Raw genomic sequence first — 22,417 nt, 5'->3', positions numbered from 1 at the left:
CGCGCGGCCGCCCGGCCGGACGCCGTCCAGCATCCCCCCGCGGGAACACCGCTACCCGGCGGCGGGCCCGGCGCACCGCCCCGCCGCACGGCGATCCAGCGCACCATAAGGCCGGGCGCCCGGCTGCGTCAGCCGGATGCGGACGCTGTCACCCGATGGGCTGGAATCCGGCCGCCGAACGGTGCGCGCGGCCCCTGCGTCACCCTCGCCCCGGAAACGCCGGGGGCGCTGCGTCCAAGGGGTGGAAACCCCTGTGGTCCGCAGCGCCCCCTTCGGGCGAAGTCCCCTACGCGGTGGCCGCCTTCAGCGCGATGTCGGTGCGGTGCTGGCCGCCCTTGAGTGAGATCCGGCCGACCCCGGCGTACGCGCGCTCGCGCGCCTGGGCCAGGTCGGCGCCGGTCGCGGTGACGGACAGCACCCGGCCGCCGGCGCTCAGCACCTCGCCGTCCCCGCCCGCCCTGGTGCCCGCGTGCAGCACGTACGCGGTGCCGTCCGCCTCGGCCTCGGCCAGTCCCTCGATCGGGTCACCGGTGCGCGGCGCGGCCGGGTAGCCCTCGGAGGCGACGACGACGGTCACGGCCGCCTCCTCGCTCCAGCGCAGCGGCTCCAGCTGGTCCAGGGTCCCGTTGCCGGCCGCCAGCAGGACGCCCGCCAGCGGGGTGCGCAGCCGGGCCAGCACGACCTGGGTCTCCGGGTCGCCGAAGCGGGCGTTGAACTCGATGACCCGGGTGCCGCGCGAGGTGAGCGCCAGGCCCGCGTAGAGCAGGCCGGAGAACGGGGTGCCGCGGCGGCGCAGCTCGTCCACGGTCGGCTGCAGGACGCTCTCCATGACCTCCTCGACCAGCCCGGCCGGGGCCCAGGGCAGCGGCGAGTAGGCGCCCATGCCGCCGGTGTTGGGGCCCTCGTCGCCGTCCAGCGCGCGCTTGAAGTCCTGGGCGGGCTGCAGCGGCAGGACGGTGGTGCCGTCGGTGATCGCGAACAGCGAGACCTCGGGGCCGTCGAGGTACTCCTCGATGACCACGCGCTCGCAGGAGGCGGCGTGGGCCAGCGCGGCCTCGCGGTCGGAGGTGACCACGACGCCCTTGCCGGCCGCCAGGCCGTCGTCCTTGACCACGTACGGGGCGCCGAAGGCGTCCAGGGCCTCGGCGGCCTCCTCGGGCGTGGTGCAGACGTAGGAGCGGGCGGTGGGCACGCCGGCTCCGGCCATCACGTCCTTGGAGAAGGCCTTCGAGCCCTCCAGCTGGGCGGCCTCCGCGGACGGGCCGAACACCGGGATGCCGGCCGCGCGCAGCGGGTCGGCGACGCCCGCGACGAGCGGGGCCTCCGGGCCGACGACGACCAGCTCGGCACCGAGCCGCACGGCGAGGTCGAGGACCTGGGCGCCGTCCAGCTGGTCGACCGGGTGGAGCGTCGCCACCCGGGCGATCCCGGCGTTGCCGGGGGCGCAGTGCAGCTCGGTCACGGAGGGATCTTGGGACAGGGAGCGGCACAGGGCGTGTTCGCGGGCGCCGCCGCCGATGACGAGGACCTTCACGCTCGCCAGGGTAGTCGGTGGCCGGTTCCGGCCTCCCCCGGCCCCCGTGCGATCGTCCAGCCGGAAGAGGTCCGTACGCCGAGGAGCCCGGAGGAACCTCCGAACCGGGCCCGGGGTGATCAGCAGCGGGTGTCCGGGTCAGGACGGCGGGTCACCGGGCCCTCCCTCGGACGGGTGAAATCCCGCCGACTCGCGCAACCCGCCCACCTCGGGTTCCGGTGGCCGAATCCGGTAACGATCATCGGGGAAGCGTCCCCACGGTCAGCCATTTGGCGGTAAGAAGTGCTGTTGGACAACCACCGGCAGACGCCACGTCAGCCGATGCGCCGCCAGACCCAGCCGCCCGCACAGGGAGCCCCACAGGTGAGCCAGCCGGAAATGCAGCCCGAGGAGAGTGCCTGGGGCAAGGAGGTCGGCGAGGAGGACCAGTCCGCCCCCGCCACCGTCGCCCGCCGGGCCACGACCCGCCGCCGGGTCGATCTGAGCGCCCGCCAGTTCCCGCTGGGGGACTGGGGCGAGCCCGCCGAGCGCCTGGAGGAGCTGTACCGCTGGTCCGAGGAGCGGGCGGTCGAGGCCATCGAGTGGTACCGCCGGGACCGCGTGTGGAAGCGCCGCTGGGCCCGGCTGCTGCGCTTCGGCACGGCCGGCTCCGCGGTGGGCGCGGTCACCGCCCCGCTGGTCGACCTGACCGGCGCGATCTCCCACGGCGCCGACTGGGGCTACGTCGGCCTCGCGCTCTCCGCCGCCTGCTACGGCACCGACCGGGTCTTCGGCCTGACCTCCGGCTGGATGCGGGACGTCTCCACCGCGCAGGCGCTGCAACGCCGCCTGGAGGCCTTCCAGTTCGACTGGGCCTCGGAGTGCGTGCGCGAGGTGCTCGGCCCGACGGAGGGCACCGCGGGCGAGGCCGCCGAGCGCTGCCTCGGGGTGCTGCGCCGCTTCTGCGAGGACGTCTCGGACATGGTCCGCACCGAGACCTCGGAGTGGATGCTGGAGTTCCGCGCCTCGATGACCCAGCTGCCCACCCAGGCCCCGGGGACGTGGGGCGGGCGCAGCGAGACCGGTGGCGGCGCGCAGGTGCGGGTGCTGCCCCCGCCGGGCACCAGGCCCACCATGCCGCGCCAGCGGCCGCCGGAGGGCCCGCTGCGGTAGGGCCCCGACCCGTCCGTCAGGCGAAGACGATCATCGAGCCCTGGGTGACGCTGCGGGCCGCCGCGGCGTACAGGCCCGACCAGGCGTGCCGCTCCCGGGCGAAGGGGTGCACGTCGTCGATCGGCGGCCCGAACGGCTGCTCCAGGCCGGTCGGGCCGAGCGGCCGGGTCGGGTCCGGCGGGTTGAGCGGGTCGATGCCCAGCGCCGGTGCCACGGCCTGGAGTTCGCGCAGCAGCCCGTGGCTGGAGCCGAGCGGGCCGCCGGAGGCGAGCAGGGCGTCGTCCACCAGCGGGGCCGCGAACTCGATCGGCACGTACGCGCCGGCGTGGTCGAAGTGCCAGACCAGGTGCGACTGTTCGGCGGTGCTCTCGAACATCTCCAGCAACTGCTCGTAGTCGCCGCCGAGGTGGTCGACCGGGGTGATGTCCAGGCCGGTCAGGCCCAACAGGTAGGCGCGGCGCAGGAAGTGCAGCGAGTCGTAGTCGAAGGCGGCTATGGGCTCGACGGCCCCGCTGATCCCCGGCACGTACTGGTAGACCGGCACCTCCGGCAGCCCGTACGAGGCCAACGTCGCGTTGTAGAGCGCGAGATCGTCCCGGAAGGGGTTGTTGGGGCTGTGGCTCAGCACGTCCACCAGCGGGACGAGCCAGAGGTCGCAGGCCATGGCCGGCAGTTCCTCTCCGGGCGGCGGGATCGCCCGCGGGAGGCGGGGCGACGGGGGCGGGGTCGGTACGCGGACGACCGCCTCACGCGGCGCCCGGTTCGACGACCGCCCACCCTACCGGCCCGTGCCCGGTACGGCCCCGGGATCCCCTGAGCAGCCCGGGAGCAGCCCGCGAGCAGCCCCGAAGTGGTCCGGGAGCGACCTCGCAGGGGCCTCAGGGCAGCCTGCGGCCGAACCTCCCGTGCGCGACGGCGCGCGGCTGGGGCACCAGGCCGAGGCCCAGGCCCAGCTCGCGCCCCAGCTCCTTGCCCAGCTCCTCCCCCGCCGCGCCGCCCTTCCTCGGACGGGCCCCGCCCCCGGGCTCCTCGACGGCCGCCGCCGGGGGCGCGACGGGTGGCTCGACGTGAGGCGGTGCGGCCGGGGCCGCAACCGGATCCGTACGGTCGCCGGGCCGGTCGGTGAGCAGCCCGAGCACGGTCACCGACTCCAGCGGCGCCCCCGCCAGCCCGGCCAGCAGCTCCACCGTGAACAGGTTGTACTCGCAGACGATCCGGTGCGCCCCGTGCACGTCCCCGGCCCCGATCGCGTCGACCAGCTCCACCTGCCGGTCCCAGCACACCCCTCCCAGCACGGGCATCTCCCGCAGGAAGCGGGCGGCGAACATCCACGACTGCACCCGCAGCCAGTCCAGGTAGTCGGCCATCCGGCGGTTGCCGAGCAGGGCGGCGACCTCCTGCCAGAACCGGCGGTCGCAGCCCACCATCACGTCCAGGTTGCCGCTGCGCGCGGCCCGCTGGGCGGCCTCGGCCCGCCGGCGCAGCGAGGGCAGCCGGGAGAGGTCGGGCATCGCCCGGCCGCTGGCGAACTGCCGGTGGAAGCTGTCGGTGATCAGCACCCGGGACTCGAAGATCTCCAGGAAGTCCGCCCAGCACAGCTCGGGCACGGTGTAGCCCCGGTGGTGCTCGGCCCGCAGCAGCCCCTGCGCCCCGAGGTCGACCAGCGCCTCCCGGGCCGGGGTCGCCGAGACGCCGTACAGCTCGGCGATCTCCTTGACGGTGAAGTTGCGGCCGGCCTCCAGGCGGCCGGCCATCATCTCCTCGCGCAACGCCCCGGCGATCTGTTCGCGCAGGCTGTTGCGCTGGATGACGGGGCGGATGTCGTCCGCGCCGTTGAGCGACATGCGCGCGACCTCCTCGCGGGCGGGCCGCCCCGGGCCGTCCCTCGACGGAGCGGCCGGGAACGGCGGAGAACACGACGAGTGCTCATCTTCTCAAACCCGCCGGAGGCTGGTACGAACCAACCCCCTGGAACTACCTCTGCACCGGCGCGGGGATCCCCAGCAGGCGGTCCCGCAGCACCGGGAACTCCTCCCTCGCCCGGCCCACCTCGGCCGGGTCGAAGTCGACCGTCACGACCTCCTCGCCGGCCCCGGCCTCCGCCAGCACCCGGCCCCACGGGTCCACCACCAGGCTGTACCCGGCCTGCTCGACCCCGCCGTGCGTCCCTGCGGTGTTGCAGGCCAGGACGAAGGCCTGCTCCTCCACCGCCCGGGCCCGCGCCAGCAGCGTCCAGTGCTCGCGCCGCCGGGCCGGCCAGGCCGCCGGGACGACGAGCAGCTGCGCGCCCGCGTCCAGCAGGGCCCGGAACAGCTCCGGGAAGCGCAGGTCGTAGCAGGTGGCCAGGCCCAGCGTGCCGAACCCGGTCGGCGCGGTGACGATCTCCTGGCCGGCGCCCATCACCACCGCCTCACCGCTGTCGAAGCCGAAGCGGTGGATCTTGCGGTAGGTGTGCACCAGCTCGCCGTCCGGGGCGAAGACCAGCGAGGTGTTGTAGATCGGCCCGTCCGGATCGCGTTCGACGATCGACCCGGCGTGCAGCCAGACCCCGGCCGCCCGGGCCGCCGAGGCCATGGCGTCCGAGGTGGGCCCGTCCAGGGTCTCCGCGCCCTCCGGCCAGAGGTCGTAGGCGAAGCCGCCGAGCGGCCACAGCTCGGGCAGGACCACGAGGTCCGCTCCCTGCTGCGCCCGTACCAGCGAGGCCGCGCGGGCCCGCCGTTCGGCCGGCGGCTCGGCGTCGGAGACCGCGAGTTGGATCAATGAAGCGCGCACAGTACCACCGTCCACGGCAAGAGACCTACGATCGTCACCCGAAAGCGCTGCCCAGCTGTCACCCGGCAGCGTAACGTGCGGTTAGCGCGTGCGCCCGGAAGCCGGACCATCCCGGCCGGCCCAGACGGCCGGGGGCGCGGGCGGCGAGAGAGCTGACGGAGGGCCGGAGATTCCCGTGACGGACAACCAGACCGTGCAGGCGTGCACCGAGGCGTGGACGCAGAGCATCGAGTCCCTATCGGAACTGGTCGCCCCCCTCCCCGAGGACTCCTGGAACCGGGCCACCGAGTGCGCCGGCTGGTCCGTCAGGGACGTCGTCTCGCACGTCATCGCCGTCGAGTCCGAACTGCTCGGCGACCCCCGCCCGATCCACTCGCTCCCCCGCGACCTGCGGCACGTCACCAGCGAGTTCGCCCGCTACATCGAGCTGCCGGTGGACAAGCGGCGCTGCCACACCGCGCTGGAGATGGTCGGCGAGCTGGAGTACACGATCATCCGGCGCTCCCGGGCGCTGCGCAACGCCCGGCAGACTCCGGACGAGTTCGTCCGCACGCCGCTCGGCCCGCTCGCCAGGGACGTCCCGTACCACCAGCTCCTGCGCATGCGGGCCTTCGACGTCTGGGTGCACGAGCAGGACCTCCGCCGGGCCCTGCACACCCCCGGCAACCTGGACTCCCCGGGCGCCCTGATCGCCCGGGACGTCCTGCTGGAGCTGCTGCCCAAGGCCGTCGCCCACACCGCCGGCGCCCCCGCGGGGACGGCCCTGGTGCTGGACGTGACCGGCCCGCTGGAGTTCCTGCGCACCGTACGGGTCGACTCGGCCGGCCGCGGCACGGTGGACGAGTCCATCAGCCTGGCCCCGGACGTCCAGCTCACCATGGACTGGGAGACGTACCTGCGGCTCGCCTGCGGCCGCGGCCGCCCGGGGCCGGTGACCGTCGAGGGCGACAAGGAGCTGGCCGACCGGGTGCTGGCCAACTTCGCGGTCACCCTCTGACGCCGTCGCGGCGCCTCACGCGGTTGCGGCGACCTTCCGCCGCAACCGCAGGATCATCAGCGTGCCCACCGCGAGCGGCAGGAACTGCCAGCAGAACGCCCAGCGGAAGGCCTCGGCCGAGTACTCCCCGGCGCCCTCCGGCGAGAGCGCGTCCAGCAGCAGGCCGATCCCGAGCAGGGTGATCATCGTGCCGATGAAGCCGCCCATGTTGACGATCCCGGAGGCCGTGCCCAGCCGCTCCACGGGGTTGCGGGCGCGCGCGTAGTCCAGGCCGACCAGCGAGGCCGGGCCGTTGCCGCCCATCACCGCCACGATCGCGACCAGCAGCCACATCGGCGGGTGCCCGCCGGGCCAGGCCAGCACCAGCGCCCAGCCGAGCGCGGTCGCCCCGATGACGCCGAACACGATCGGCATCCGGGCCCGCGCGGTGCGCGAGAGCAGCCGACCGAAGACGAAGCCCGCGGTCATGTTGCAGAGCACCAGCAGGGTCAGCAGGTAGCCCGCCCCGGCCCGCGACATCCCCTGCGCCTCCACCAGGTAGGGCAGGCCCCAGAGCAGGCCGAAGACGTTGCCCGGGAACTGCGTGGTGAAGTGCACCCACAGGCCGAGCCGGGTGCCGGGCTCGCGCCAGCAGTCCCGCACCTGACGGCCGGTCCGGGGGCGCTCCCCGCCCTGCGGCCGCACCTCGGCCGCCCCGGCCGGGGCCTCCCTGAGGAACAGCGCGACCAGGGCGAACACGCCGACGCCGAGCAGCGCGATCACGGTGAAGGTCGGCGTCCAGCCCTCGCTGTGCAGGGCCTGGGCGAGCACCACGGTGGTGATCAGGTTGCCGCCCATCCCGGCCAGGCCGGTCAGCTGCGCGACGAACGGGTTCTTCGCCGCCGGGAACCACCGGGCGGCCAGGCGCAGCACGCTGATGAAGGTCATCGCGTCGCCGCAGCCGAGCACGGCCCGGGAGACCAGCGCGGGGGCGAAGGAGGAGCTGAAGGCGAAGGCCAGCTGGCCGATGCTCAGCAGCACCACGCCCAGGAGCAGCACGCGGCGCGGCCCGAAGCGGTCGACGAGCAGGCCGACCGGGATCTGCATGGCCGCGTAGACCAGCACCTGGAGGATCGAGAAGGTGGAGAGCGCCGAGGCGCCGATGCCGAAGCGGTCGGCGGCGTCGAGCCCGGCGACGCCGAGGCTGGTGCGGTGGATGACCGCCAGGATGTAGACGCTGACGCCGATGGACCACGCCAGCCAGGCCCCGCGCCCGCCGGGGGGCGTCCACACGGGGGCGGCGGCGCCGGCCGGGGGCTCGGCGGTGGTTCGAGGAGCGGGGACGGATCGGGACGGGGCTGAACTGGCGGGCTCCACGGTCATAGTGCGACCAGATTAGTCATCCCATGATTGAACGCCCAGGGTGGGGGTTCGGAACCGGTCGAACCGGACTCAGCCGGTCACGGTCCAGGAGACGGAGCGGGTCATGTACTTGTCCCGGAAGCCCTCGTCCCGCACCCAGTCGGTGGTGTCGCGCACCGTGGCCGTCACCGTGGCCGTCCGGCCCGGCGCCAGGTCCAGCCGCGCGGTGTCCAGCCGGCCGTCGGCGGGCTGGGGCGTCACCGGGACGCCGTCCACCTTCCACTCCACCGCCAGCTGCCGGGCGCCGGTCAGCGGCAGCGGCCGCACGTCCAGCCGGGGGCGGCCGGTCACCTCGCCCGGGGGCGGGGACGGGGCGTCGGTGGGGCGGACCTTGCGGTACAGCTCCTCGATGATCGCCTCGCGCGAGGGCAGGTTGTAGGCACTGCCCAGGGTGCGCATCACGGAGTCCTGGGTCGGCCGGTAGAGGCCGTTGGCGCTGCGGTACGCCCCGACCGTCCCGGCGCCGTCCGGGGACTCGGCGCCCAGCCAGCGCCACCACTTCGTCTGCTTCCGGCGCATGTCGTCGGCGCCCAGGGTGGAGAGGTTGGGGTAGTCCGCGTCCTCCGGGGCGCTGTCGTACTCGTCCCCGAGGTCCCCCACGGTGTGGCCGATCTCGTGCTGGATGATCCGCCCGGCGTCCGGGCTGCCCCCGGCCAGGGTGGTCACCCCGGTGCCCCCGGCGCCGCCGTACTCCACGGAGTTGGCCAGCGCGATCAGGTACTGCGGCCCGGCCCCGTCCCCCGCGTACCGGGCGGTGGCCGATTCGTCGGCGCACAGCAGCCGGGCGGTGCCCTCGCACCAGAAGTGCATGCCGAGCGGGGTGGCGGGGTTGCGGCCCCGGCTCTCGCTCTCGGCTATCCCGGCGACCGGGGAGACCACCTCGACCCGCCGTATGTTGAAGAACCCCTGGTAGGTGCGGAACGGCTCGATGTCCATCAGCGCGTGCCAGGCCTTGTCGGCCTGCTGCCGGAACAGCTCCTGCTGGTCGGCGGTGTACCCGTCGCCGAGCAGCACCAGGGTGATCCGGTTCGACGGGTCCCCGGTGCGGCGTATGTCGAAGGTCGGGGCGGCCGCCGGGGCCCGCTGGTCGGCCCGCAGCGCGTGGTGCGGCGGCGCCGCCCGGTCCGCCGGCGGGGCGCCCGCGCCGATCACGCCGAACGGCGAGGGGCCCGCCAGCTCCAGCGCGGCCGGCAGGACGGCGGTGGACACCAGCACGAGCGCGGCCAGACTCCGGACGAGACGGCCAGGGTTGCCAGGCGGCATACGGGTGCGTCCTCGGTGCTCCGGTCACCCGCGTCGCCCGGGTGGTGGAGCGGAGACGTACCCGACCCGGCGTGTCGCCCCTACCGGCGGACGCAAATGTCACCGACCTGGCCGAACGATCCGCATCCGACCAGTCATCCCAACCAATCTCGCCGACCCGTCCCCGGGGCTCCCGCCGACCCGTCCCCGGAGCACGACGGAGGGCCCTGCTCCGCGGTACGGAACAGGGCCCTCCCAGGAGTCGGAGCCGGTCAGCCCCAGGTGATCAGGCGCTTCGGCTGCTCCAGCAGGCCGGCCACGTCGGCCAGCACCCGGGAGCCCAGCTCGCCGTCGACCAGGCGGTGGTCGAAGGAGAGCGCCAGCGTGGTCACCTGACGCGGGACGACCTTGCCCTTGTGCACCCACGGCAGTTCCCGGACCGCCCCGAAGGCGAGGATCGCGGCCTCGCCGGGGTTGAGGATCGGGGTGCCGGTGTCGACGCCGAAGACGCCGACGTTGGTGATGGTGATCGTGCCGCCCTGCATGTCGGCCGGCGAGGTCTTGCCCTGGCGGGCGGTCTCGACCAGCTCGCCGAGCGAGGTGGCCAGGCCCGCCAGGGTCTTGGCCCCGGCGTCCTTGATGTTCGGGACGATCAGGCCGCGCGGGGTGGCCGCGGCGATGCCGAGGTTCACCTGGCCCTTGATCACGATCTCCTGGGCCGCCTCGTCCCACTGCGCGTTGATCCCGGGGTGCCGCTTGACCGCCGTGAGCAGCGCCTTGGCGACCAGCAGCAGCGGGCTGACCCGGACGTCGCGGCCGAGCTCCCCGGTCTCCTTGAGCTTGCGGACGAACTTCATCGTGCGGGTCACGTCGACCTGGACGAACTCGGTGACGTGCGGGGCGGTGAAGGCCGAGGCCACCATCGCCTGCGCCGTCGCCTTGCGCACGCCCTTGATCGGCACCCGGACGTCGCCCGCCGCCGAGGTGACCGGCGCCGCGGCCTCGACGACCTCGGCGACGTCGGCGGGCTCCACGGCCACCGGCGCGGCCTGGGCCGCCGCGAAGGCGTGCAGGTCCTCGCGGGTGATCACGCCGCCCGTCCCGGTCGGGGTGACCGAGCGCAGGTCGACGCCGAGGTCCTTGGCCAGCTTGCGCACCGGCGGCTTGGCCAACGGCCGCTCCCCGACGGGGGCTTCGGCCACGGCCACGGCGACGGGAGCGGGCGCGGCCACGGGAGCGGCCACGACCGGAGCGGGCTTCGCGGTGACGGCCGCGGTGGCCGTGGTCCGCCGGGCCCGGCGCTGCGCGGTGCCGGTGCGCGGGCCGTACCCGACCAGCACCTCCCGGCGCTCCGGCTCGGCCTCGGGGGCCTCGGCCGGGGCGGCGGCAGCGGGCGCGGCGGCGGCCGGAGCGGCCCCCGCCTCCCCGGCGACCGCGACCGAGATGATCACGGTGCCGACGTCGACCGTCGCCCCCGCGGGGAAGTGCAGCCGCTCGACGACCCCGTTGAACGGGATCGGCAGCTCCACCGCCGCCTTGGCGGTCTCCACCTCGCACACGACCTGCCCGTCGGTGACGACGTCACCGGGCTTGACGTACCAGCTGAGGATCTCGGCCTCGGTGAGGCCCTCGCCCACGTCGGGCATCTTGAACTCGCGGAGCGAGCGAACTTCGGTGGTCATCTTCGCTCCCCGGATCAGTACGCGAGCGCGCGGTCGACGGCGTCGAGCACGCGGTCCAGGTCGGGCAGGAACGCCTCCTCGACCCGGGACGGCGGGTACGGCGCGTGGTAGCCGCCGACCCTGAGGACGGGCGCCTCCAGGTGGTAGAAGCACTTCTCCGTGAGCCGGGCGGCCAGTTCGGCGCCCATGCCCAGGAAGACCGGCGCCTCGTGCACCACGACGGCCCGACCGGTGCGCTTGACCGACTCCTCCAGCGTCCGGAAGTCCACCGGGGAGAGCGAGCGCATGTCGACGACCTCCAGGCGGCGGCCGTCCTCCTCGGCGGCCGCGGCGGCCTCCAGGCAGACCTTCACCATCGGGCCGTACGCGATCAGCGTCGCGTCGGTGCCGGACCGGACGATCCGGGCGTCGTGCAGCCCCAGGTCCGGGGCCTCGCCGATCTCGCCCTTGTCCCAGTAGCGCCGCTTGGGCTCCAGGAAGATCACCGGGTCGTCCGACTCGATCGCCTGGCGCAGCATCCAGTGCGCGTCGTGCGCGCTGGCCGGGGAGACCACCCGCAGGCCGGCGGTGTGCGCGAAGTACGCCTCGTGCGACTCGCTGTGGTGCTCGACGGCGCCGATGCCGCCCGCGTACGGGATGCGGACGGTGACGGGCATCTTGATGTGCCCGAGCGCGCGGGCGTGCATCTTCGCCAGCTGGGACACGATCTGGTCGAAGGCCGGGTAGACGAAGCCGTCGAACTGGATCTCCACGACCGGGCGGTAGCCGCGCAGGGCCAGGCCGATCGCGGTGCCCACGATGCCGGACTCGGCGAGCGGGGTGTCGATCACCCGGCCCTCGCCGAAGTCCTTCTGCAGGCCGTCGGTGATGCGGAAGACGCCGCCGAGCTTGCCGATGTCCTCGCCCATCAGGACGGTCTTCGGGTCGTTCTCCAACGACTTGCGCAGCGCGTCGTTGAGCGCCTTGGCGATGCTGAGCTGGCCGGCCATCAGTGGTTCTCCCCCGCTTCGAATGAGGCCGCGTACTCCACGTACTCGACACGTTCCTCGTCGACCAGCGCATGAGGCTCGCTGTACACGTGGTCGAAGATCAGCGTCGGGTCCGGGTCGGGCATGCCGCGCACGCCCTCGCGCACCCGCAGCCCCAGCTGCTCGCTCTCCGCGTCGACGGCGGCGAAGAAGTCCTCGTCCGCCAGGCCCTCCTTCTCCAGGAGGGTGCGCAGCCGCAGGATCGGGTCCTTGGCCTTCCAGGCCTCGGTCTCCTCCGCGTGCCGGTAGCGGGTGGGGTCGTCGGAGGTGGTGTGCGCGCCCATCCGGTAGGTGAAGGCCTCGATCAGCACCGGCCCGTTGCCGTTGCGGGCGTGGTCGAGCGCCCAGCGGGTCACCGCGAGGCAGGCCAGCACGTCGTTGCCGTCCACCCGCACGCCCGGGAAGCCGAAGCCGGAGGCGCGGCGGTACAGCGGGATCTTCGTCTGGGTGGTGGTGGGCTCGGAGATCGCCCACTGGTTGTTCTGGCAGAAGAACACCACCGGGGCGTTGTAGACCGAGGCGAAGGTGAAGGCCTCGTTGACGTCGCCCTGGCTGGAGGCGCCGTCGCCGAAGTACGCGATCACCGCGTCGTCGGCGCCGTCCTTGGTGATGCCCATCGCGTACCCGGTGGCGTGCAGGGTCTGCGCGCCGATCACGATGGTGTAGAGGTGGAAGTTCTTCTCGTTCGGGTCCCAGCCGCCGTGGTTCACGCCGCGGAACATGCCCAGCAGGTTCAGCGGGTCGACGTCGCGGCACCAGGCCACGCCGTGCTCGCGGTAGGTGGGGAAGGCGTAGTCGCCGGTGCGCATGGCACGGCCGGAGCCGACCTGGGCGGCCTCCTGGCCGAGCAGCGAGGCCCACAGGCCCAGCTCGCCCTGGCGTTGCAGTGCGGTCGCCTCGCCGTCGAACCGGCGCACGAGCACCAGGTCGCGGTAGAGGGAGCGCAGTTCGTCGGGGGTGACGGTGAGGGGGTAATCCGGGTGCTCGACCCGCTCGCCTTCCGGCGTGAGCAGCTGCACGAGCTCCGGCTGGGCGTCCTTACCCGTGGCGCGGAGGGTGTCAGGGACGCCGGGGGCCGCCTTCTTGCGAGCCCTCGCCGTGCTTTTGACGGTCACGTTCACTCCTCGGTCTGTCCGGCCGCCCGGGGTCGCCGGTGACCGGTCCGGTCACCGCCTCGCGGGGCGCGCGTGGGTGTGCGCACCTACTGCGTGGCAGGTGGTGATCCTGTTCCGACGGCGTCCCGCTAGAGAACGTTACCCAGCGTCCGCCCTTGGCGCGTCTGCGCTAGGACGTCCTACTTGTTCAGGGTCCACAACCCCGAGGGTGCCGCGCTCGGCTCGCCGTCGGAAGGGTGGGGGTGACGGGCGGCGTGACGCAGCTCTCATTTCGAGCGCCTTCAGGACACCAGCGCACGTTATCCGGGCAGACGCCCGTACGTAAGGGGGTTCTCGATATCGGTTCGATCCGTCATGGCTCGATCACATCACCACCCCCGGCCGGGAGGGAGGCCTGTCGTACGGTGATATGGGAGGCTTTGGGCGTGACTGACAACGGACATATCAGGGTTTTCCTCCTCGACGACCACGAGGTGGTCCGGCGGGGCGTGCACGACCTGCTCTCGGTCGAGGACGACATCGAGGTGGTCGGCGAGGCCGGGACGGCCGCCGAGGCGATCACCCGGATCCCGGCCGTCCACCCCGACGTCGCGGTCCTCGACGTGCGGCTTCCCGACGGCAACGGGGTCGAGGTCTGCCGCGAGATCCGGTCGCGGATGCCCGACATCAAGTGCCTGATGCTGACGTCCTTCTCGGACGACGAGGCGCTGTTCGACTCGATCATGGCGGGCGCCTCCGGCTACGTCCTGAAGGCGATCCGCGGCACCGACCTCATCACCGCCGTCCGGGACGTCGCGGCGGGCCGCTCGCTGCTCGACCCGGTGGCCACCAGCCGGGTGCTCGCCCGGCTGCGCGACGGCGGCGAGAAGGAGGACGAGCGTTTGGCACAACTCACCAAGCAGGAGCGGCGAATCCTCGACCTGATCGGCGAGGGTATGACAAATCGTCAGATCGGCAACGCGTTGCACCTGGCCGAGAAGACGGTGAAGAACTACGTCTCCAGTCTGCTCGCCAAGATGGGCATGGAGCGACGGACCCAGGCAGCCGCCTTCGTGGCGCGGCGCCAGGCCGACCACCAGTACTGACCAATCCCCTGCACAGTCCTGACGGTTTGTCAAGGACCCCTGCACTGTGGCCATAACCTCTGGCTGTGACTTTCAGCCAGACCCTCGCCTGTGCCCCGGCCCGCCCCGACCTCGCCGCACCACCGATGGGGACCCTCAGCCCACCCGTCCCGCACACCGCACTCGCCGAGGTCCTGGACCGCTACCCCGTGGGGAGACCGCTGACCGCCGAACCGGTCGCGGAGGGCCTGTTGAACCGGGGTTACCGGGTCACCACCGAGGCCGGCTCGTACTTCCTGAAGTGCTACGTCGACACCGCCACCGCCAGCCGTCCCAAGATCCTCGCCCACCACCGCGCCACCGCCGACCTGTTCGCCCTGGGACTTCCCGTCACACCCCCGCTGACCTGCACCGCACGCTCGAACACCGTGGTCGGGCTGGGCGGGCGCCTGTTCGCCCTCTTCCCCTGGGTGGAGGGCGCGCACCGGCACGGAACCGAGCTCCCGCTCCCGGGGTGCGACGCCCTCGGCGCGCTGCTCGGCCGACTGCACGGCGCGCTCGACGACGTCTGCGCCCCCCTCGACCAGCCCGCCGGCTACCGCAGCGCCGACCCCGCCGACAGCGCCGACCTGGCCCGCGACCTGCGCCGACGCGCCCGCGAGCACCACCCTCGGGGGGACCTGGACACCCTGGTCGAGCGCCGGCTCACGGAACGGCTTGAACTGCTCGCCGAACACGCCCACCGCCGCCCCGCCCCGGCCGCCGCCCCGCCCACCGGCTGGACCCACGGGGACTTCCACGGGCTCAACCTGCTGTACGGCCCGGAGGCCGACGGCGGGCAGGTCACCGCCGTCCTGGACTGGGACAAGCTCGGCCCGCAGCCGCGCGCCGAGGAGGCCGTCCGCGCGGCCACCCTGCTCTTCAACGACCGCGCGACCGGGGTGCTCGACCTCGTCCGGGTCCGCCGCTACTCCCAGGCGTACCGGGCCACCGGGGCCGCCACCGCCGAGCACCTGGCCGCCGCCGCGCACCGGGTCTGGTGGGAGCGGCTGAACGACTTCTGGATGCTCCAGTGGCGCTACCAGCGGGCCGACCACCGGGCCGACCCGCTCTATCCCGCCTCGGCGGGGCAGCTGGCGTGGTGGTGCCAGGAGTACGAGCAGGTCCTGGACGCCTTCGCCAACTGACCGATCCCTCCTACGGCTTCCCCGCAGGCGTCGTCGCCCCTCCGGTCGGCGGCGGCGCCGACGGGGTGGTCTGCTTGTCGGTGGGCGGGGCCGAGGGGGTGTTGGTCGCCGAGTGCGTCGGCGTCGGAGTGGGCGTCGGCGACGGCGAGTTGGTGTGCTTGCCCGAGGTCGGCGACGGCACCGTGTTGCCGCCGTTCCCGCCGCCGTTCCCGTTGTTGCCGGTGTCGGTCGGCTGCTGCGGCTTCTTCGTCCCGGAGTTGGGCGCCACCGGGGTCTGCCCGCCGTTCTGGGCGGTCGGGCTGGGCTCGGTGGTGCTCACCACCGGCACGTTCTCGTGCGGCGTCTTCGTGCCGCCGTCCCCGCCGCCGCCGCTGAGCGCCACCGCGATGCCGATCCCGGCCGCCATCAGGACGGCGGCCGCACCGGCCACCGCGGCCCAGAAGCCGCGCCGCCTGCCGTGCCCGTCCTCGTGGTCGTCGTACCCGCCGCCGTGCCCGCCGTAGCCGTCGTCGCCGTGGCCGCCCTGGTAGGGCGGGGCCGGGTTGTGCGGGCCGCCGGGGTAGGGCAGCACGGAGGTCTGGTCCCCCGGGCCGACGGCGCCGACCGCGCCGAAGGCCGCCGTGGCGGCCGTCCCGTCGGCCGGCCGGAGCACCTGGGTGGCCCCGGTGTCGCCCGGCACCCCGCCGACCCAGCCGGGCCCGGCGGCGTGCATCTCGCGCAGCGCGTGCTGGACGTGCGCGCGGAACTCGTCCGCGTCCTGGAAGCGGTCGTCCGGGTTCTTCGCCAGCGAGCGCAGCACCAGCTGGTCGAGGCCCGTCGGCACCCGGCCGTTGGCCAGCGAGGGCGGGACGGGCTGGTCCTGGACGTGCTGGTAGACCACCGAGAGCGGGGTGTCGCCCATGAACGGCGGGCGCAGCGCGAGCAGTTCGTACAGCATGCAGCCGGCCGCGTACAGGTCGGAGCGGTGGTCGACCGGCTTGCCGAGCGCCTGCTCGGGCGAGAGGTACTGCGGGGTGCCCATGACCATGCCGGTCTGGGTCATCGTGGTGGCCCCGCCGGTCAGCGCCCGGGCGATGCCGAAGTCCATCACCTTGACCGCGCCGGCGTTGGTGATGATCACGTTGGCGGGCTTGATGTCGCGGTGGACGATGCCGTTGCGGTGGCTGTAGGCGAGCGCCTCCAGCACCCCGGCGATGATGATCAGCGCCTGGTCCACCGGCGGCGCGGCCTCGTCGACCAGCAGCTCGCGGACGGTGCGGCCCTCGACCAGCTCCATCACGATGTACGGCGTGGAATCGTCCCCGCTGTACTCCTCGCCCGTGTCGTAGACCGCGACGATCGAGTGGTGGTTGAGCCCGGCGACGGCGTGTGCCTCGCGGGTGAAGCGCAGCCGGGCGACCTCGTCCTGGGCGAGGTCGCCGCGCAGCAGCTTGACGGCGACGGTGCGGCCGAGCCGCACGTCCTCGGCGGCGAGCACCTCGGCCATGCCGCCCCGGCCGAGCCGGTGCGTCAGCCGGTAGCGGCCGTCGCCGACCGTGCCGAGCGGGGCCGCCGTGCCACGGCCGGGGGTATGCGGGCCTCCCCCGTAGACCGGGGGCAGCGCGGAGGTGGCCGCCTCGTCGCCGGGCGCGGGAATCCCCGGCGTCACGCCGGTTCCGCCGTCCGCCCGGGCCCCGCCGTCGTCGTCCGGCTGCTGGGTCTGTGCCATCGCTCCTCGCCCCGGGCCTTCGCTCGGATCGCGGTGCCCTGTCGCTTGCGTATCCCCGAACGCTACCGCCTCCGGCGGGAGGCCGTGGAACGCCCGGGGTGGGCGAAGGCCGTCAGATCAGGGCATTCCGGTCGGCCGAGGCGCCCACCACCAGGACGGTCGCGGGGGGAGCGCCGTGCATGACCTTGCCGTTGGTCTTGTCGTTCGCCTTGTTGACCACGATGGCGATGATGATGCCCGCCAGCACCAGGATGCCGACGATGATCGTGACCACCACGACGGCCGTCGAGCAGCCGCCGCCGGAGGGCGCCTTCGGCTGCTGGTAGGGCGGCATCGGGCGCGGCGGCGGGGTGTGCGCCGGCTGCGGGAAGCCGGGGCGCGGGGTCGGGTAGGCGGGCGGCGGGGTCTGGTACGGCGGCCGCTGCTGCGCCGCCTGCTGCGGGTACTGCGGCTGCGGGGCCGGCGTCCGGTAGGCCGGCGGCGGCGGGGTCTGGAACTGCTGCCCGGGGAAGGGCTGCGGCGTCCGCGGGGCCTGGGGCGCCGGCGGGGCCTGCGGGGCCGGGGTGGGGGCCTGCGGGGCGGCGTGCGCCGAGCGCGGGCCCTCGCCGATCACCAGCGGGGTGCTGGCCTTGAGCTGCTGGCCGCTGCCGCCGCCCTTGAGCTCCGCGATGAGCCGCTCCGCCTCGTCCCGCATGGCGTCCGCGCTCTGGAAGCGGTGGGCCGGGTCCTTGCGCAGCGCCTGCGCGACGTAGGCGTCCACGACCGGGGGGACGGAGGGGTTCAGGCTGGAGGGCGCCGGCGGCTCCTCCTGGACGTGCTTGTAGGCGATCGAGAAGGCCGAGTCGCCGTCGAAGACCAGCTGGCCGGTGATCATCTCGAAGAGCATCACGCCGACCGAGTACAGGTCGGAGCGGGCGTCCACCGGCTTGCCGAGCGCCTGCTCGGGCGAGAGGTACTGCGGGGTGCCGACCACCATGCCGGTCTGCGTCATCGACGTGACGCCGGACTCCAGCGCCCGGGCGATGCCGAAGTCCATGACCTTGATGTTGCCCTTGCGGTCGAACATGACGTTGCCGGGCTTGATGTCGCGGTGCACCAGGCCCATGTCGTGCGAGGCCTCCAGCGCGTTCAGCACGCCGACGACGACCCGCAGGGCCTCCTCGGGCGGCATCGCGCCGTGCTCGGCGACCGCCTCGTTGATCGCGTCGCGCAGGCCCTTGCCGTCGACCAGCTGCATCACGATGTACGGGGTGCTGGAGCCGTCGGGGGCGACGTCCTCGCCGCTGTCGTACACCGTGACGATGTTCGGGTGCTCCAGCCGGGCCACGGCCTGGGCCTCGCGGCGGAAGCGCTCCTTGAACGACTCGTCCCGGCCCAGCTCGCTGTGCATGCTCTTCAGCGCGACGGACCGGCCCAGCACGCTGTCGTACGCGAGGTGCACGGAGGCCATGCCGCCCTCGCCCAGCAGCCGCTGCAGCACATAGCGGCCGTTGCCCAGGGAGGAGCCCTCGACCGCCGCGTTGCCGTGCTCGCTCATGGTGCTCTGCTCCCCCTCGACGCGGCGCGGTGCCGCGACCGTGAACTTCGGTCTCGTCCGTACGACGTGGTGGGCCACGCTCCGCTGGCCCGGCGGACCCCTGTCGCGGCGGCTTCGGCCGACGACAGGGGTCAGGGTATCGGCTCGTGCCGACGTCGATCGGCCCAGGGCCGGACCGGCAGGCTACAGATCCGCGCCCGGGCGCGGGCCGCCGGTGCGGCCCGCGGGCACGGCTACAGGTACGGGCCGGAGCGGATGCCGCGGCCCTGGCCCGGCTCGTCCTCGTCCGGCTCCCCGCCGTTCAGGCCGGGCGGCAGCGCCCGGCGCATCTGCTCCAGCTGCGCGCGGGCCGCCATCTGCTGGGCGAACAGGGCGGTCTGGATGCCGTGGAAGAGGCCCTCCAGCCAGCCGACCAGCTGGGCCTGGGCGATCCGCAGCTCCGCCTCCGTCGGGATGGAGTCCTCGGAGAACGGCAGCGCCAGCCGCTCCAGCTCCGCGACCAGCTCGGGAGCGAGGCCGAGCTCCAGCTCCTTGATCGAACTGGCGTGGATGTCCTTGAGGCGGGCCCGGCTCGCCTCGTCGAGGGGCGCCGCCCGCACCTCCTCCAGCAGCTGCTTGATCATGCTGCCGATGCGCATCACCTTCGCCGGCTGCTCGACCATCTCGGTCACCGGCAGCTCACGGGGCATGCCGCCCTCGTCGTCCCCGCCCGTCACGTCGGCGAACCCCTGCCCCACGGGCATCCCGTCCGGTCCGACGATCAGCACCTTCTGGCCGTCCTGCGACTGCCCGCCGCCGGCCCGGAAGGGCTCCTGCGACGAGCGCTCGTTCATCGGATTCGTCATGAACAACATTCTCTCTCACTGGGGTTGGTCCGGCGGAAGCCCCCGTTCGCCCCGCCGTCCTGCCCCTCGACCACGACCGTACGCCGCCGGGCGGCCCACCGGAATCCGTACGGATACTCAGATCTCGCGCCCCATCCTCCTCCTGGCCCCCGCGCCCCTTCCCGCCCGGCCCCTCCCCGGGCCCGGCCGGGGCCCCGCCGATCCCGGTCCCCGCCCCGGGCGCGCCGCCCTCAGGTGCGGCGCAGGCGCAGGCCGACCAGGCCGAGGCCGCAGCCGATCAGGCCCAGGCCGGCGCCGAGCGGCAGCTGGACCGTCGAGGCGTCGTGCCAGTGCGCGGGCAGCACGATCGGGGCGGCGGGGGCGGCCACGGCCTGGCCGGAGGCCGTCGTCACGCTCTCCACGGAGGTGTCCTCGGTGGGTGCGGGGGCGTCCGCCGGCCCCGGGTCGGCCTCGGGGGCCTGGTCCACGGCCTGGTCGGGCGCCTGCTCCGGCAGCTGGTCCACGGCCAGGTCCGGGGCCTGTTCCACCGCCGTGTCCGCCCGCTCGGGCGCGGAGCCGGGCCGGTGCCGGACCGCCCGGGCATCGCCGTTGTCCGGACGGGAGTGCGGCATCGGGTGCCGCGGCGGCACCGCCTCCGGCGTGGGCGTGGCCCTCCCGGACGGGGAGGCGGCGGGCGGGACGGGCGAGGCGGGGGCCGCGGAGGGCGACGGCGGGACGGACGGTGCGGCGGACGGCGAGGGCGCGGCCACCGCCACCGTCGCGGCGGCCAGCGGGAGCGTCAGCCCCAGCACGGCCGCCGCGACGAACGGCGAGGAACGGAGACGGAAACGGTGGTGACGACGGCGACTACGACGGCGAGCGAGGAGCACGGAGAAAGGTGCGGCCACGGTCGGAGGTCCTTCCGACGGCCGACCCCGCCCGGGGCGGGTCGGCGGCGGGACAGCTCGTGACCAGCCTCACACACTCCGGCATTCAGGGCATTTCGGGCACCCCTTCGGGCCCTCGCGAGCCCTCCTGCGAGCCCTCAGGCCCGCAGCACGACCTTCCCGACCTGCTGCCCCGCCTCCAGCACCCGGTGCCCCTCCCCGGCCTCCGTCAGCGGCAGCACCCGGTCGACCACCGGCTTCACCACCCCGGACTCGACCAGCGGCCACACGTGCTCCCGCACCGCCGCCACGATCGCCGCCTTCTCCGCCAGCGGCCGACCGCGCAGGTTGGTGGCGATCACCGCGGCCCGCTTGCGCAGCAGCGCGTTGAGGTCCAGCTCGCCCTTCACCCCGCCCTGCAGTCCGATGATCACCAGCCGGCCGTTGACGGCCAGGGCGTCCACGTTCCGCTGCAGGTACTTCGCGCCCATGATGTCGAGGATGACGTCCGCCCCGGCCCCGTCCGTGGCCTCCCGAACGGCCTCGACGAAGTCCTGCTCGCGGTAGTCGATCAGCACGTCCGCGCCCAGCGCCGCGCACCGGGCCAGCTTCTCCGGGCTGCCGGCCGTCACCGCGACCTTCGCGCCGACGGCCTTGGCCAGCTGGATCGCCATCGTCCCGATGCCGCTGGCGCCGCCGTGCAGCAGCACCGTCTCGCCCGGGCGCAGGTGCGCGGTGAGGAAGACGTTGGACCAGACCGTGCAGGCCACCTCCGGCAGCGCCGCCGCCTGCTCGGCGTCCAGCCCCTTCGGCAGCGGCAGCAGCTGCCCGGTCGGCACGGCCACCAGCTGGGCGTACCCGCCGCCGGACAGCAGCGCGCACACCTCGTCGCCGACGGCCCAGCCGGACACCCCCGGGCCGAGGGCGACGATCCGCCCGGCGCACTCCAGCCCCGGGTAGGGCGAGGCGCCGGGCGGCGGGTTGTAGAAGCCCTGCCGCTGGAGCAGGTCGGCCCGGTTGACGGCGGTGGCCGCCACCTCGACCAGGACCTCGCCCTCGCCGGCCACCGGATCGGGCACCTCGGACCACACCAGGGCCTCGGGGCCGCCGGGCACGGGAATCGTCATCGCATGCATGCCCCGAACCTACTGCGCGGCCCGTCGGCGCGGGCGTCAGGCCCGGCTGCGCTCGCTCGACCTGATGACGATCACCCGGTCGGTGAGCTGCAGCACCGCGGCCTCCGGCTCGGTGTAGTTGAGCACCCGACGGCCCCGGACCACCGCGACCACCAGCTCCGCGCACTCGCGCGGGCTGTGCCCGGCCTCGGCCCGGGTGACCGGCCGCTCCACGACGTCCAGCCCGTTCCCGTACGTCAGCAGGTCCTCCATCACCGCCCCGGCGTTCGGGCTGAGCATCGACATCCCGAGCAGCCGCCCGGCCGAGCTGGAGCTGGTGACCACGACGTCGGCCCCGCTCTGCCGCAGCAGCGGCGCGTTCTCGTCCTCCCGCACGGCCGCGACCACCGTGGCGCCCTTGTTCAGCTGTCGCGCCGTCAGGGTGATCAGGACGGCGGTGTCGTCCCGCTCGGGGGCGACGACGATCCTGGCCGCGGTGGGCACGGCCGCCCGCACCAGGGTGTCCGTCCGCGTCGCGTCGCCGACCACCCCGACCAGCCCATGCTGCGCGGCGTGGTCGACCACCTTGCGCTGCGGGTCGACGACGACGATCTCCTCCTTCTTCACCCCCTGCCCGATCAGGGTGTCGACGGCGCTGCGCCCCTTCGTCCCGTAGCCGATGACGACGGTGTGCTCGCGCACGGCGGACCTCCAGCGGTTCAACCGCCATTGCAGGCGGGTGCGTTCGGTGAGCACCTCCAGGGTGGTGCCGACCAGGATAATCAGGAACACCACGCGCAGCGGGGTGATCACGAGGATGTTGGTGAGCCGGGCGCCCTCGCTGTACGGCGTGATGTCGCCGTACCCGGTGGTGGAGAGCGTCACGGTGGCGTAGTACGCCGCGTCCAGGAAGCTGAGCTCGCCGCCCGCGTTGTCGTTGTAGCCGGCGCGGTCGAGGTAGACGATCACGGTGGTGGCGACCAGCACGAGGAGCGCCAGCAGCAGCCGCGAACCGACCTGCCGCAGGGCCGGCTCCGACCGCCGGGCGGGCAGCACGATCCCGGCGTCCGCCCACGGCTCCGTCCCCGGCGCGGCCACTCTGCGCAAACGGCTCATGCGCCCACCTCGCGTCGCTCGGCAGCCGCTTCGCCGAGCACGCACCTCTCGATCTC

The 22,417-nt window shown here is 73.9% G+C and carries 19 protein-coding genes; 4 read left to right on the top strand and 15 right to left on the bottom strand.

Annotation, left to right across the window (positions count from 1 at the left end; genetic code table 11):
* Positions 1-286 precede the first annotated feature (286 nt).
* On the bottom strand, positions 287-1,534 hold the full coding sequence (gene purD, locus ACIRRS_RS13025) for a phosphoribosylamine--glycine ligase (protein ID WP_402969077.1): 1,248 nt from the start codon (positions 1,532-1,534) through the stop codon (positions 287-289).
* Positions 1,535-1,897: 363 nt separating this feature from the next.
* Between purD and ACIRRS_RS13020 the strand changes: the two genes are divergently transcribed.
* On the top strand, positions 1,898-2,686 hold the full coding sequence (locus tag ACIRRS_RS13020) for an SLATT domain-containing protein (RefSeq protein ID WP_402969074.1): 789 nt from the start codon (positions 1,898-1,900) through the stop codon (positions 2,684-2,686).
* A 16-nt stretch (positions 2,687-2,702) separates the two neighbouring features.
* Here the strand turns inward: ACIRRS_RS13020 and ACIRRS_RS13015 are convergent, their stop codons facing one another.
* The 3 genes from ACIRRS_RS13015 to ACIRRS_RS13005 all read right to left on the bottom strand — a co-directional run bounded on the left by ACIRRS_RS13015 (position 2,703) and on the right by ACIRRS_RS13005 (position 5,458).
* Positions 2,703-3,350, bottom strand: a complete 648-nt coding sequence (locus tag ACIRRS_RS13015; protein ID WP_402969071.1) for a hypothetical protein — start codon at positions 3,348-3,350, stop codon at positions 2,703-2,705.
* Positions 3,351-3,564: 214 nt separating this feature from the next.
* Entirely contained in the window at positions 3,565-4,530 is a 966-nt protein-coding gene (locus ACIRRS_RS13010; protein WP_402969068.1) for a GntR family transcriptional regulator, read from the bottom strand.
* Positions 4,531-4,660: 130 nt separating this feature from the next.
* On the bottom strand, positions 4,661-5,458 hold the full coding sequence (locus tag ACIRRS_RS13005) for a carbon-nitrogen family hydrolase (RefSeq protein ID WP_402969065.1): 798 nt from the start codon (positions 5,456-5,458) through the stop codon (positions 4,661-4,663).
* A gap of 175 nt (positions 5,459-5,633) precedes the next feature.
* On the opposite strand from ACIRRS_RS13005, the gene ACIRRS_RS13000 reads away from it, so the two are divergent.
* Entirely contained in the window at positions 5,634-6,455 is an 822-nt protein-coding gene (locus ACIRRS_RS13000; RefSeq protein ID WP_402969062.1) for a maleylpyruvate isomerase family mycothiol-dependent enzyme, read from the top strand.
* A gap of 15 nt (positions 6,456-6,470) precedes the next feature.
* Here the strand turns inward: ACIRRS_RS13000 and ACIRRS_RS12995 are convergent, their stop codons facing one another.
* The 5 genes from ACIRRS_RS12995 to pdhA form a co-directional block, all read right to left on the bottom strand.
* The gene (locus tag ACIRRS_RS12995; protein WP_402969059.1) at positions 6,471-7,817 is read right to left on the bottom strand and encodes a nitrate/nitrite transporter; all 1,347 of its coding nucleotides are present in this window, start codon (positions 7,815-7,817) and stop codon (positions 6,471-6,473) included.
* Between the two features lie 69 nt (positions 7,818-7,886).
* Entirely contained in the window at positions 7,887-9,119 is a 1,233-nt protein-coding gene (locus ACIRRS_RS12990; protein ID WP_402969056.1) for a M64 family metallopeptidase, read from the bottom strand.
* 251 nt (positions 9,120-9,370) lie between these two features.
* Positions 9,371-10,780: a dihydrolipoamide acetyltransferase family protein gene (locus ACIRRS_RS12985; protein ID WP_402969053.1), complete on the bottom strand. Its 1,410-nt coding sequence runs from the start codon at positions 10,778-10,780 to the stop codon at positions 9,371-9,373.
* Between the two features lie 14 nt (positions 10,781-10,794).
* Entirely contained in the window at positions 10,795-11,769 is a 975-nt protein-coding gene (locus tag ACIRRS_RS12980) for an alpha-ketoacid dehydrogenase subunit beta (RefSeq protein WP_402969050.1), read from the bottom strand.
* Positions 11,769-12,923, bottom strand: coding sequence for a pyruvate dehydrogenase (acetyl-transferring) E1 component subunit alpha (gene pdhA / locus ACIRRS_RS12975; protein ID WP_402969047.1), 1,155 nt, complete (start codon positions 12,921-12,923; stop codon positions 11,769-11,771). The genes ACIRRS_RS12980 and pdhA overlap by 1 nt, the downstream gene beginning before the upstream one ends.
* 425 nt (positions 12,924-13,348) lie before the next feature.
* Between pdhA and ACIRRS_RS12970 the strand changes: the two genes are divergently transcribed.
* Together ACIRRS_RS12970 and ACIRRS_RS12965 are read left to right on the top strand one after the other, a co-directional pair.
* Positions 13,349-14,008, top strand: a complete 660-nt coding sequence (locus ACIRRS_RS12970; protein WP_402969044.1) for a response regulator — start codon at positions 13,349-13,351, stop codon at positions 14,006-14,008.
* 65 nt (positions 14,009-14,073) lie between these two features.
* Positions 14,074-15,174, top strand: coding sequence for a phosphotransferase enzyme family protein (locus ACIRRS_RS12965; RefSeq protein WP_402969041.1), 1,101 nt, complete (start codon positions 14,074-14,076; stop codon positions 15,172-15,174).
* Positions 15,175-15,184: 10 nt separating this feature from the next.
* Here ACIRRS_RS12965 and ACIRRS_RS12960 read toward each other — a convergent pair whose 3' ends face one another.
* The 6 genes from ACIRRS_RS12960 to ACIRRS_RS12935 all read right to left on the bottom strand — a co-directional run bounded on the left by ACIRRS_RS12960 (position 15,185) and on the right by ACIRRS_RS12935 (position 22,361).
* Positions 15,185-16,882: a protein kinase gene (locus ACIRRS_RS12960; RefSeq protein ID WP_402969038.1), complete on the bottom strand. Its 1,698-nt coding sequence runs from the start codon at positions 16,880-16,882 to the stop codon at positions 15,185-15,187.
* Between the two features lie 112 nt (positions 16,883-16,994).
* The gene (locus tag ACIRRS_RS12955) at positions 16,995-18,419 is read right to left on the bottom strand and encodes a protein kinase (protein WP_402969035.1); all 1,425 of its coding nucleotides are present in this window, start codon (positions 18,417-18,419) and stop codon (positions 16,995-16,997) included.
* Positions 18,420-18,652: 233 nt separating this feature from the next.
* Positions 18,653-19,264 (bottom strand): bacterial proteasome activator family protein, encoded by a 612-nt coding sequence (locus tag ACIRRS_RS12950; RefSeq protein WP_402969032.1) that lies wholly within the window; start codon positions 19,262-19,264, stop codon positions 18,653-18,655.
* A gap of 230 nt (positions 19,265-19,494) precedes the next feature.
* Positions 19,495-20,151 (bottom strand): hypothetical protein, encoded by a 657-nt coding sequence (locus tag ACIRRS_RS12945; RefSeq protein WP_402969029.1) that lies wholly within the window; start codon positions 20,149-20,151, stop codon positions 19,495-19,497.
* A 137-nt stretch (positions 20,152-20,288) separates the two neighbouring features.
* Positions 20,289-21,266, bottom strand: coding sequence for an NAD(P)H-quinone oxidoreductase (locus ACIRRS_RS12940; RefSeq protein WP_402969026.1), 978 nt, complete (start codon positions 21,264-21,266; stop codon positions 20,289-20,291).
* Positions 21,267-21,302: 36 nt separating this feature from the next.
* The gene (locus tag ACIRRS_RS12935; RefSeq protein WP_402969023.1) at positions 21,303-22,361 is read right to left on the bottom strand and encodes a potassium channel family protein; all 1,059 of its coding nucleotides are present in this window, start codon (positions 22,359-22,361) and stop codon (positions 21,303-21,305) included.
* Between the last annotated feature and the right edge of the window lie 56 nt (positions 22,362-22,417).

Source organism: Kitasatospora sp. NPDC101183, assembly GCF_044767945.1.
Lineage (GTDB): Bacteria > Actinomycetota > Actinomycetes > Streptomycetales > Streptomycetaceae > Kitasatospora.
The sequence above is the reverse complement of the archived record's forward strand: the minus strand, read 5'-3'. Positions and strand labels throughout refer to the sequence as shown.